Source organism: Verrucosispora sp. WMMA2121 (assembly GCF_027460185.1).
In the GTDB taxonomy this organism is placed as follows: Bacteria; Actinomycetota; Actinomycetes; order Mycobacteriales; family Micromonosporaceae; genus Micromonospora; species Micromonospora palythoicola.
In genome coordinates, this window is record NZ_JAPZBH010000006.1 from 2,566,099 (window position 1) to 2,578,372 (window position 12,274).

The 12,274-nt window shown below is 67.2% G+C and carries 6 protein-coding genes and 2 pseudogenes; 4 read left to right on the plus strand and 4 right to left on the minus strand.

What is annotated here, in order from left to right:
- The 4 genes and pseudogenes from vsr to O7605_RS20690 form a co-directional block, all read right to left on the minus strand.
- The gene (gene vsr / locus O7605_RS20680) at window positions 1-1,836 is read right to left on the minus strand and encodes a DNA mismatch endonuclease Vsr (RefSeq protein WP_332317140.1); all 1,836 of its coding nucleotides are present in this window, start codon (window positions 1,834-1,836) and stop codon (window positions 1-3) included.
- A 152-nt stretch (window positions 1,837-1,988) separates the two neighbouring features.
- Window positions 1,989-5,930: an nSTAND1 domain-containing NTPase gene (locus tag O7605_RS20685; protein WP_269740689.1), complete on the minus strand. Its 3,942-nt coding sequence runs from the start codon at window positions 5,928-5,930 to the stop codon at window positions 1,989-1,991.
- Window positions 5,931-5,954: 24 nt separating this feature from the next.
- Window positions 5,955-6,176: pseudogene (locus O7605_RS31955) on the minus strand (helix-turn-helix domain-containing protein); the annotation flags it as partial.
- A 963-nt stretch (window positions 6,177-7,139) separates the two neighbouring features.
- On the minus strand, window positions 7,140-7,493 hold the full coding sequence (locus O7605_RS20690) for a tyrosine-type recombinase/integrase (protein ID WP_332317183.1): 354 nt from the start codon (window positions 7,491-7,493) through the stop codon (window positions 7,140-7,142).
- Between the two features lie 47 nt (window positions 7,494-7,540).
- On the opposite strand from O7605_RS20690, the pseudogene O7605_RS20695 reads away from it, so the two are divergent.
- From O7605_RS20695 to O7605_RS20710, 4 genes and pseudogenes are all read left to right on the plus strand, one after another.
- Window positions 7,541-8,091, plus strand: a pseudogene (locus tag O7605_RS20695) (Tn3 family transposase).
- A gap of 61 nt (window positions 8,092-8,152) precedes the next feature.
- Window positions 8,153-8,662 carry a hypothetical protein gene (locus tag O7605_RS20700; RefSeq protein WP_269740690.1) on the plus strand — a complete coding sequence of 170 codons (510 nt, stop codon included), beginning with the start codon at window positions 8,153-8,155 and terminating at the stop codon, window positions 8,660-8,662.
- Entirely contained in the window at window positions 8,659-11,271 is a 2,613-nt protein-coding gene (locus O7605_RS20705) for an ATP-binding protein (RefSeq protein WP_269740691.1), read from the plus strand. Before O7605_RS20700 ends, O7605_RS20705 begins: the two co-directional genes overlap by 4 nt.
- A 409-nt stretch (window positions 11,272-11,680) precedes the next feature.
- The gene (locus tag O7605_RS20710) at window positions 11,681-12,232 is read left to right on the plus strand and encodes a class I SAM-dependent methyltransferase (protein WP_332317141.1); all 552 of its coding nucleotides are present in this window, start codon (window positions 11,681-11,683) and stop codon (window positions 12,230-12,232) included.
- Window positions 12,233-12,274 lie beyond the last annotated feature (42 nt).

Below are 12,274 nucleotides of genomic sequence, written 5' to 3' on the forward strand. Positions count from 1 at the left end.
TCAGGCCGATCGGGGGAGCACGCCGACAGCAGCAGTCTGTCGCGCGAGCGCGGAGGTCGTCCTCGTTGGCTCCGGAGGTGCCACTGTCGTTCCGTTCGTCGCTCCGGCCCGTCGTGGGGACGTGATTTGATCGTGCTTCCGGGAGTGATCCGAAATGCCGGCCCCTGCTTCGGGGATTCGCCGACGCCGCGCCAGGATCTCCTGCTCGATACGTTCGACCGCGGCGTCGGGGTCTTCGTGCTCCCACACCCGGATGCTCTTCCAACCCTTGGCTTCCAACAGTGCGACGGTCTCGGCGTCGCGCTGTCGATTGGTTTCGATCTTGTCGGCCCACCATTTGGTGTTCGACTTGGTCGGCCGTGCATGCTGCTCGCAGCCGTGCCAGAAGCAGCCGTCCACGAACACTGCGATCTTCGGACCGCGGAAGAGGAGGTCGGCGGTGCGTCGGAGGGCGGGTTCGGGCTTCGCGTCGACTAGGAAACGGTACCCACGCGAGTGGAGCTGCCGCCGGATGCGCATTTCCGGTGTGGTGTCTCGCTTGCCTTGGCGACTCATGCGAGCACGGGTCTTGTCATCGGTAGCGGCGGGCGCCGACGGCAGGGACCGCGAGGAAGGGGGCACCTGCGGACGCTTGTGAAGCGCTGCGACGGCCGGCTCTGCGATCTGCTGGGCGATCGCGCTGGCCAGGATAGCGCCCAGGAGCGGAGGTACGGCATTGCCGACCTGACGGTATCGCGAACCCAACGATCCCACGAGCCGGTAGCTGTCCGGGAAGGTTTGCAGCCGGGCGCCTTCCCGCACAGACAGCGCCCGGTCCTCGTAGGGGTGGGTGAAGCAGCCGGTGGTGACATTCCCGAACTGGGTGTTGACGGTGTAAGCCGGCAAGCGTGGATCGAGCCTGCCCATCAGGTTCGTGCTGTCCGTGCGCCGCATGCCTCCCATGAAGCGTTCCGGCAAGAGGTGTGGAGGAATATCCCGCCAGGTTCCCCCTTGTGGGACGTGGCTGATCAGGGCGAGATGGTGGTCGGACAGGGGCGCCACCTCGTGGTCACGGACCTCGGCTGTGTCGCCCCGGATCCAGCGGGCAAAGGGCGTGATGCGGTCCTGACGATAGTCGAGCAAGCCCGAGCCTGGCCCGTTGCCGATCTCCGGAAGGTCGGCAATGCTGTCCCACACGGTGAGGTGTCGCTGCTTGCCTTGCTCGACGCGCTTCTTCTCCCACAAATGCAGGGTGTCTCGTCGCCAACCGCCCATGTGGGTCGGTTCGGGAAACTCGAAGGGCTTGCTGTCGAGGAGCCCGACGATGAACAACCGACGGCGGCGCTGTGGCACCCCGTAGTCAGCCGCGAGGAGGATGTCTTTGTTGACCGCGTAACCGAGGTCCTCGAACGCGGCGAGGATCTTGGCGCCGAAGTGGCCTTCACGCCAGTAGACCATGCCGGGCACATTCTCCATGAGGAAGGCGCGGGGACGAAGTTCGGCCACTACCGCGAGCATGTGTTCCCACAACTGGTTGCGCTCGTCTTCGGGGCGAACCCAGCCGGTTCGCCGTCCGGCGGTACTGAAGCCTTGGCAGCTCGGCCCGCCCACCACGACGTCCACCTCGCCTCCGGCCAGCTCGGCCAACTGCGCTGGTGTGTAGCTGGTAATAGAGCCGTTTTCTACGTGGACCTCGGGATGGTTCGCCTCGTAGGTCGCGCACGAGTCCTTGTCAAGGTCTAGGGCGAAGCTGACCTCGTAGCCCGCCATCTTGAGACCCTGGGTCAAACCTCCGGCGCCGCAGAATAGATCGATGGCACGGAGGGGACGCGGGGGTGGCACGCTGCTCGTCGACACGAGTGTACGATAGCTTGATCTTACGCCGTCGTCGAGTGCTAGTACCCCTGCGCGTCATCTGGGTCCCGCGTGCTCAACCTCCGGGGCCCCGTCGGTCGGCCTAGCCCAGCGACCATCTCCCCTGGGCGCGGTCCCCTGACTTGGACTCAAGCCTAATCGGTCGGACTCGCCGCGCTATCGGCTGACTGGCAGGGATTGCGGTAGGCCTGGCCGGGAACATGTTCATTCCATTCCGTCTGCGTGATCGGGTCACCGATTGTTGTGCAGATCTGGGCAGCGACGGCTTCGGGGTCGACCAGCCATAGGCGGGTGAGCTTGTCCGCACTGCCGCTGGCAAGCAGTTTCCCTCGCTTGTCGAAGGCGAGCGTGTTCACTCCCGCAGTGTTCCCTCCGAGAGTGGCTTGAAGACTCGGCCGTCTCTGGTCGGCTATATCCCAGAGCAGAATATTCCCGTTGCCGCTGCCGGCTGCGAGTGTCCGTCCGTCGGGACTAAAGGCGATGGCGTACACCGAGTTGATCGGTCCTGCCAGGGGGGTGGCGAGCGGGGCTGGCCTGCTTGCGTCTGTGGTGTCCCATAGGCGCACGGTGCCATCAGCGCTGCCGGCTGCGAGTGTCCGTCCGTCGGGACTAAAGGCGATGGCGTACACCGAGTTGATCGGTCCTGCCAGGGGGGTGGCGAGCGGGGCTGGCCTGCTTGCGTCTGTGGTGTCCCATAGGCGCACGGTGCCATCAGCGCTGCCGGCTGCGAGTGTCCGTCCGTCGGGACTAAAGGCGATGGCGTACACCGAGTTGATCGGTCCTGCCAGGGGGGTGGCGAGCGGGGCTGGCCTGCTTGCGTCTGTGGTGTCCCATAGGCGCACGGTGCCATCAGCGCTGCCGGCTGCGAGTGTCCGTCCGTCGGGACTAAAGGCGATGGTTTGGATGGTCGAAGCGCCCGCAGTCAGCTTGGCCGAGATCACCTTTGGGCGCGCCGAGTCGGTCACGTCCCAGAGTCGGATTGTGCCGTCGTCCGCGTCGATCGCCACTGTACGGCCGTTCTGGCTGATCGCCGCGGCTCCTGATGTTTGACTAATCGTATTCGCCGCTTTGATAACTGGACCGACTGGGCGAGGTTCACGCGGATCGGTGGTGTTCCATAGGTGGATCGTGGCGTCAGCACTGGTGACGATAAGCGTCGCGTTGTCGGTGGCAAACTGTGTGGCGCTCACCGGCCCAGTCGGGCCGGTGAGCGCTGGCCCGGGCAGTCGCCAAAGACGCACTGTGCCGCCAGCATCGCTTGAAACGAGCGTGTGGTTGTCACCGAATGCCAGACCGGCGGCAGGTGTCGGGTGCGGCAACGAAGAGCTGATCTGCCAGTTCGCGGTGTTCCAGATCCATACATTGCCATCAGAGGACGCCGCGGCGAGGGTCTTGCCGTTAGGGTCAAAGGCGACCGCGTTTATCCAGCTTTTTGCTACGACTAGTGGAGATTCGGCGGCCGGCGGTCGACTAGAGTCGGCGAGATTCCACCGCCAGACTTTGTTGTCGGCGCTACCGGCGGCAAGTGTGTGTCCGTCGGGGCTGAATGTCACCGAGAGAACGGTCCCAGCGGGTCCGGTCAGCGGTGGGTCTAGGGAGCGAGGCGGGGCGCTGTCAGCTACGTTCCAGAGCCGTACCGTGCGGTCGGTGCTGCCGGCGGCGAGTGTGTGTCCGTCGGGACTGAAGGCTACCGATTGTATGGCTCCGTCGCCGGTGAGTGTGGCGATCGGGCGGACGTGGTCGGGGTCGGATACGTTCCAGAGCCGTACCGCGCGGTCGGTGCTGCCGGCGGCGAGTGTGTGTCCGTCGGGACTGAAGGCTACCGATTGTATGGCTCCGTCGCCGGTGAGTGTGGCGATCGGGCGGACGTGGTCGGGGTCGGATACGTTCCAGAGCCGTACCGCGCCGTCGGCGCTGCCGGCGGCGAGAGTATGTCCGTCGGGGCTGAACGCGAGCGTGTAGGTGTTGCCGGTGGGACCTTGTAGTGCTGGACCGCGCTGCGTTGGGGTGCCGGATTCGCCGAGTCGCCATAGCTGGATTGCATATTGCGGACCGACAATGGCCATTGTTGTGCGGGTACTGGTGATGGCGACCGCAGGGGCCGTACCGGTCGAACTGAGCAGGCGAGTCACCGGTGGGTTCCCGTATGCCTTGAGCAGGCTCGAACGGGCCTCCGGGGTCGATGCCATTCGGTACGCGGCTAGAGCCAGTTGTGTTGCTAGCGCTGGGTCGGAACCTCGAAGTTGGTCGGCTGTAGTGGCCAATTGCCGCGACATGGCGAGGGCGCGCTGCTGCTCGGCGATGGCTCGCTGACCGTTGACGAGGTTCCGCTGGTACACCGCCGTGACCGCTAATGAGGTCGCGAGGAGCGTTAGCACTACGAGCGCCACGATCACGTACTGAAGTCGTCTTCTTTCGAGTCGTTCCCGCTTGATGCTAGCCGCGAGGAACTGCTCCTCGAGGCCGTTGAGACGGGCGGCATGAAACATTTTCGAGTGCCACTCCACGGCGGCGGCGAGCCGGCTGCCACGATACAGCGCGACTGGGTCGCGCTCGGACTCTTCCCAGGTCCGTGCGGCCTCCGTAACCTGTAGCTGCACGCGCAGCCCGTCGCGGTCGGCATCGATCCATGCGCGTAGCCGTGGCCATGCTGTAAGTAGAGCCTCGTGCGCGATCTGCAGTTGATTGCGGTCGACAGCTACGAGGCGGGCCGCGATGAACTGCTCTAGAACCAGGCGGACGTCGTTCTCCTCCGGCAGCTCGTTCAAGGCAACCGCTCGGCGTGTGTCGGCCGTTCCGGGCGTTACTTGCACGAGTCGCAGGAAGATTTGCCGGGTGAGCTCCTGTTGTGTCGGGATCAGCTGGTGGTACACGCTCTCCGCGGTGTACGCGACGGCACCCCGTACGCCGCCGGACCGTGTGTAGCCTGCAACCGTGAGACGTCTGGAGCCGCTACTTTCCCAGGTAGCGAGCAAAGCGTGCGACAGCAGCGGCAAGCTGCCGGCGTCACCACTGCCGTCAATGGGCGCGAAGTCCCGCAGCAGTAGTTCCACGAGACCTTCCTCGACCTCGATCCCGGCGATTCTCGCCGGTCCCAGGATCGCCGAGCGCAGCTCCGCCTCGCTCATGGGCCCGACGACGACTTGGCTATCCTGCATGGCCGCAGCAAGCTGAGGCAGCCGACATGCTGCAGGGTAGAAGTCCGCGCGTAGCCCGATTACCACGAGCGCCCCGGTCGCGTTGAGCGCGTCGAGAAATCTCCGCCGTTCGCCCTCGTCCCGGCAGGCGGTGAACAACTCCTCGAACTGGTCAACGACGATCACGGTGCGTTGTCTGCCGTGCAGGTTCAGCTGGGAGGCCAGTACTTCTTGCGGATGCGCTCCCGGCGTGAAACTTACGAGATTCCATGGGTCACCGTCAGGCAGCACAGCGGCGCCATTGAGTAGTGCCGCGACCGCGCCCGCGTGGATGAGCGAAGACTTGCCCGCACCTGAAGGCCCGACGACCAACACAAGCCCGCCGTCGTGCCAGCGTTCGATCATCTTGCTAACGAGCCTGTCAGTGAGGGCCCTCCGTCCGAAGAACCAATCCGACTCATCGACCGCGAAACTGGCCAGGCCGCGGTAAGGCGCCGGCGCGTTGGTAGGTCTCGGCCCCGGAACCCGCCGCACCCGCGCCAGCGCCCGCGCCCATTCATCGATCGCGTCAGCGCCGTCAACCCCGCATGTCCGAAGAATCGCCTCCAACATGCCGTGGGGTCTGGTGGCCGGAAGGTGCCGGCCGGAAAAGAACCCACCGACTGTCGAGGCTGGCAGGCCGGCGAGCTTGGCGACCTCGCGGACGGTGCGTCCTGCACGCTCGCGAAGTAGCGTCAGTGCCCGCGCAAAGTCGCTAACGGTGGCGATAAGCTTCGGATCTGGTTCGTCCTGCCGCCCACCCTCTGGCTCCGACCGGGCGCTCACCCGCGGCGAATCGACCTCGATCGTTCTGAAGCTGGAGTCGACCTCAAGATCGTGCGGTAGAGGGCTGGGTTTCCGACCATCCGGACGCTCCGATCCAATGGCTGCAGCGGTCACGCTCCACCGCCGACGCCATTCCTCCTCGTCGCCGTCGCAAGCACGGACGAATGCCGCAGTGACGCGCCACGTAGGCAGCTTCTTGCCAGCAGCCGCCACCGAGAGGACTGCCGCTGAGTACTCGGCCTTCGCCGCGAGATCACGGTATGAAGGGCCCCCGGCACGTTGACGCAACGCCCGGAGGGCGCACGCGAACGCAGCCAGAGGCCCATCAGTGGGGTCAATCGCCTTCTCCGGTCGGGCCATCAGGCATCATCCGAAGCCGCTGCCACAGCAGAAGTGCCGTTTACTAGGAAACCGCCGGGCGTCGTACCGTAGCCGCCAGCCGCTGCGCAACGGCGACCGCGACGCCCGAAGCGGCACTAACGACAGCGACGGCGCTTGCGACGTCATGGCCTTGGGCAAGCAGTACAAGCACAAAGCTCAGAATGACGACCAGTATGACAACACCGATCTTTACTGGCACTTCGGGTAAGCAGGCGGCATCGCGCCTGGATCTCCGCTGTGACACGGAAGCACCGTCCTTGATGATCACTTGGGTTCGGACAAACCTGACACTCCGGCACGACGGAATCCTTGCCGTGCAGTTGGCGCTACACGACTCCGTACGTCCCACCATGGATAATGAGGGCAAGCTCCCCTCGCCGCCAGTCCTCCGAGCAAAGAAATCAATGCGTCTGCCCTGAGGCCCAGTCGGAGCACCGAGCGAAACAACGACTCGGATCTTGCAAAACAATCCAGCGCGGCGTAGATGCACGCTGACCCATTGGTCCTATTTCCCCAGGTCAGAGTTGTTTGGATGGTCGGCTCGGTTCGGACCTGTACGGGCTTTGCGTAAGACCTACCCGCCCTGGGCTGGTTCGGGTCTCCTAGTCGTTGAGCGATGAACCTCCTCGAGGGGTTGAGCTTGCCAGTGCGCCGTTCGTGGGTTCGGACGCGAGTATGGCATCAAGAGGGTTCGCTGTTGGCGCAGTGGACCCTCTTGGCATTGCAAACACAAAAGTGAGCCATTTTCATCGTGATGAAGGGGGCCTGAGCGGCTACGCGGCGGCGTGTCGTTGCTCCAAATAGGCCCCACGCTTGTGTAGCTGACCCAGCACCACAAATATTTGATCTTGCGTTTGGGAGAGCGCTGTGGGGGCCCGGGGCCCGGGGTCATCGCTGGTTCGGGTGCCAGTAAGAAGCGCATCACCAGCCGCATCCGGGGGATCACATCTGTTCGATGTAGCCCGCGGCGATGTCCTCGGGCGGGTTGGTGTACCGGCTGATGTGGCGCTGTGACTGGTGGCCGAGGCGGCGTTCGAGCTCGTAGGCGTCGCTGCCGGTGGCCTCGGCGAGCGCGAAAGCGAACGAATGCCGCAGGTCATGGGGTCGCAGCGGACTGATATGCCGGGCAGGGTCGCCGTGTTCGGCGTCGTGCCACCGGCCGACCTGCTCACAGATCAGGTTGATCGAGCGCGGCGAGAGCCGCCCGTCGGGGCGCCGGGAGCCGATCGAGACGGCAGACAGGAACAACGCGGCCGACGTCGCGCCGACGTCGGCCGGGGCGTTCCTGATCCAGATAGTCCGACCGGTACGAGCACATCGACGCGCTGTTCAGCGCGGAGGCGGTGGACTGGCAGCTGATCGAGACTCACTGGGACGACCTGATGCGGGTGGCGGTGTCGGTACGCGCCGGGCGGATCTCCTCGGTCACGTTGCTGCGCCGCCTCGGTAATGAGTCGAAGAAGAACCGCATCCACCGGGCGCTGCGCGAGGTCGGCCGCGCGGTGCGCACGATCGTGCTGCTGCGCTACCTGTCCGAACCCGGGCTGCGCGACAGCATCGCCGCGATCACCAACCGGGTCGAGGCGTTCCACGGGTTCGCCACTGGCTGTCGTTCGGGCGGGAGGTCCTGGCGCACAACGACCCGGTGCACCAGGAGATGATCGTCAAGTTCAACGAGCTGATGGCCAACTGCGCGATCTACTCCACCGCCCTCGATATCATGGTCGTCGCGAACGAGCTGTTCGCCGCCGGATACCCGATCAACTGGGAAGACCTGGCCACGATCAGCCCCTACATCACCAGCAAGATCCGCCGGTTCGGCGACTGGATACTCGACCTCACCCCACCACCGCAGGGCACCCTCGTCACCCTCGCCCTCGCGACATCCGGTTAGCCGACCCGGTACCGCACCGCGGGTGGGTGGCCGGATGGCGGGGACAGTCGACAATGGTGTCATGACCGTGCGTGGCGGCAAGCGGTGGTGGATCGTCGGGGTGGTTGTCGGGCTGGTGGTGTTCGCGCTGGGCGGGTTCCTGGCGTGGGCCGGGCTGCAGGACGCGGACCGGTGGGCCAGCGTGATCGGGGTGTTTGTGAACGTGGCCGGGCTGGTGGTGGCCGTGTACAGCGTGGTCCAGGCCCGCCGTACCGCATCGTCCGGGGGCGGGCCGACGCAGACGGTACGCAACACGGTCACCGATGCCGAGGTCGCCGGGCCGGCGCTGCTGATCCGGGACGCGCAGCGGGTGAGCCTGACCGGCACCCCGGTCACGGCTCCCGTAGATGACGGTGGGCCTGATGCCCCGGCGCCGCGGGCGGCGGGTGGGGCGCCGGGGGATGTGGACAACAGGGTCACCGGCGGCACCTTCGGCGGGCCGCTGATCATGGGTCGTGACCTGCGGGACATCGTGCTGCCGCCATCGTTGCCGCCGCCGGGGGGGCAGGGTGGGGACGGTGGCGGCCAGTGACCGCCACCGGCCCGGGTGGGGTGTCGAACCAGATCACGGGTGGGGTGTTCTTCCACGCGGTGATCCAGGGCCGCGACATCCAGGTCGTCCTGCCTGCCGAGGTCCGGCCGGCGCTGACCGGGCTACCACCGGCGTCGGCGGTGTTCACCGGCCGCGACAGCACGGTGCGCGCGTTGTGGGAGGCGTTGCGGCCCGACCAGCCTGGTGGGGTCCAGCTGGTGTCGGCGGTGTCGGGGATGGCCGGAATCGGCAAGACCGAACTCGTGCTGCACACCGCCCACCAGGCGCTGCGCGAAGGCTGGTTCCCCGGCGGGGTGTTGTTCGTCGACATGTTCGGCTACGACCTCCAGCGCCGGTTGTCCGCCGGGGACGCCCTGGTCGGGTGGTTGTCGGCGATCGGGATTCCGGGCGAACACATCCCCGCCGCTGAGCAGGACCGGTCCCGGTTGTGGCGCAGCGTCCTGGACGCCTACACCACCCAGGGCCGGCGGCTGCTGCTGATCATCGACAACGCCGCCGGCGAGGACCAGGTCGGCCCGCTGCTACCCGGCGACGATCGGGTTGCGGTGCTGGTGACCTCCCGGCACACCCTGGACCTCGACGCCCGCCTACACGACCTGGACGTGCTCGACCCCGCCGCCGCCCTCACGCTGATCAGCGAGGTCATCGCCGGGCGCCGCGGACCGGACGACCCGCGCCTGCACCAGGACGGGCAGGCGGCAATCGCCGGGCTGGCCGAGTTGTGCGCCGGGCTGCCCCTCGCGCTGCGGATCGTCGCCGCGCTGCTGGCCGACCGCCCCCACCTACAGGCGGACGCCCTGGCCGGCCGGCTGCGCGACGACCAACACCGCCTCGACGGGCTTTCCCGGCAGCAGGCCGCCGTACGCGCGGCGTTCGACCTGTCCTACCAGCACCTGCCCCCGGCGCAGGCCCGCCTGTTCCAGCTGTTGCCGGTCAACCCCGGCCCGGACATCGCCACCACCACCGTCGCCCACCTCGCCGGCCTGGCCCAACACCAGGCCGCCGTGTTGCTCGAAGACCTGCACCGGGCCCACCTGATCGCCGAACCCGCCCCGGACCGGTGGGGCATGCACGACCTGCTCCGCCTGTACGCCGCCCAGAAGCAGCCCTCAGGCGGCGGGCAGGAGACCGACACCGGGCAGGCCCGGCAGCGGCTGTACCGCTACTACCAGGACACCACCCGAACCGCGAACACCCACCTCAACCCGAACACCCCCGCCGACACCAGCGTGTTCACCGACCGGCCCCACGCGCTGGCCTGGCTGGACGCCGAACACACCAACCTCACAGCCACCGCCACCACCGCCCCCACCCACCACCTGGCCGAGGTCACCTGTGACCTCGCGTTCACCCTCGCCGAGTTCCTGGACTTCCGCCGCCACTTCACCGACTGGATCACGATCACCACCCTGGCCCGCGACATCTTCCAGCAGACCGGCGACCTGCACGGTGAAGGTGAGGCGTGGGGCAGCCTCGGCCTCGCCCTGGCCGGGGTGCGCCGGTTCGAGGAGGCCATCGAAGCCCACACCCGCGCCCGCGACATCTTCCAGCAGACCGGCGACCTGCACGGTGAAGGCCGGGCGTGGGGCAACCTCGGCCTCGCCCTGGCCGGGGTGCGCCGGTTCGAGGAGGCCATCGAAGCCCACACCCGCGCCCGCGACATCTTCCAGCAGACCGGCGACCTGCACGGTGAAGGCCGGGCGTGGAACAACCTCGGCCTCGCCCTGGCCGAGGTGCGCCGGTTCGACGAGGCCATCGAAGCCCACACCAAGGACCTGAAGATCTGCCAGCAGACCGGCGACCTGCACGGTGAAGGCACGGCGAGGGGCAACCTCGGCCTCGCCCTGGCCGGGGTGCGCCGCTTCGACGAGGCCATCGAAGCCCACACCCGCGCCCGCGACATCTTCCAGCAGACCGGCGACCTGCGCGGTGAAGGCCGGGCGTGGAACAACCTCGGCCTCGCCCAGCGCCAGGTGCACCGCTTCGACGAGGCCATCGAAGCCCACACCAAGGACCTGAAGATCTGCCAGCAGACCGGCGACCTGCACGGTGAAGGCACGGCGTGGAACAACCTCGGCCTCGCCCAGCGCCGGGTGCGCCGGTTCGAGGAGGCCATCACCGCCCACACCCGCGCCCGCGACATCTTCCAGCAGACCGGCGACCTGCACGGTGAAGGCCGGGCGTGGGGCAGCCTCGGCCTCGCCCTGGCCGGGGTGCGCCGCTTCGACGAGGCCATCGAAGCCCACACCCGCGCCCGCGACATCTGCCAGCAGACCGACGACCTGCACGGTGAAGGCACGGCGTGGAACAACCTCGGCCTCGCCCAGCGCCAGGTGCGCCGGTTCGAGGAGGCCATCACCGCCCACACCCGCGCCCGCGACATCTTCCAGCAGACCGGCGACCTGCACGGTGAAGGCCAGGCGTGGGGCAGCCTCGGCCTCGCCCTGGTCGAGGTGCGCCGCTTCGACGAGGCACGTACCAGTTGGCAGCGGGCGGTGACCGCGTTCACCAGCACTGGTGACACCGACAGTGCGACCGTGGTCCGTGGATGGCTGGACGATCTACCACCCACCGACAGCACGAGCTAACTTCAGATGAACCCTATTAATCTGAAGTAAAATCCCCGGGCGTGACTTCAGATAAAGCGATCCACGGCGGTACGCAGACCCCGGAATCCACTTCAGATAAATCGGAGCGGTCCGCCGCGCCCCGGCGCCGGGGACGCCAACCCGCACCACTGCCAGCCCGGTACGCCGGCACCCACGCCGCATACGTCGCGGCGCTCTCGCCGCCGGAAACCTGACCGACCCGAGCGCCCAGGTCCTGCAGTCCGCGGCGAACGGTAGCTGGACCGGCGCCCAGATCGCTTTCAGCCTCGCCGCCGAGGACACCACGGCGGGTGTCCGCCCCAGCGGCGTCGCGATCGAGTGGGACAGCCGCTACGGGGACCAGGAACGCGCGTGGAGCGCCAACCCGAACGGCACCCTCACCGCGGAGGTGACGGACCTACCCCCCGGGCGGGCGCTCGACGTCGGCGCAGGCGAGGGAGCCGACGCGCTCTGGCTGGCCGAACGAGGCTGGCAGGTGACCGCCTCCGACATCTCCAGCAGGGCACTCGACCGCATCCGGGCCGAAGCGCAACGTCGCGGACTCGACGTCCGCACTCTGCACCGCGACGCCAACGAACCCGCCGGATTCGCCGACGAGACCTACGACCTCGTCTCCCTGCAGTACGGTTCGTTCCAGCGCACCCCCGAACAGCGCGGACTGCGCAACCTGCTCGACGCCGTAGCCGTCGGTGGGACGTTGCTCGTCGTCGGTCACGACCTGACCTGGCTCCAGCAGCCGTCGGATCCCGCTGAGCAGACCCGCATGTACGACCCGGAGGCATACGTCGGCATCGACGAGATCGCCACCGCCATCACGGCCTCGGATGACTGGCGCGTCGACGTGAACGAAACCCGCCCGCGCCCACCAGGGGCGATCAGCACTCACCACGTCGATGACGTCGTACTGCGCGCCGTGCGACTGAACCACCGCAACGAGTAGGGCTGACCGACCGCCCCGGAGAAGGAGCGCTCGTAAGGGCTC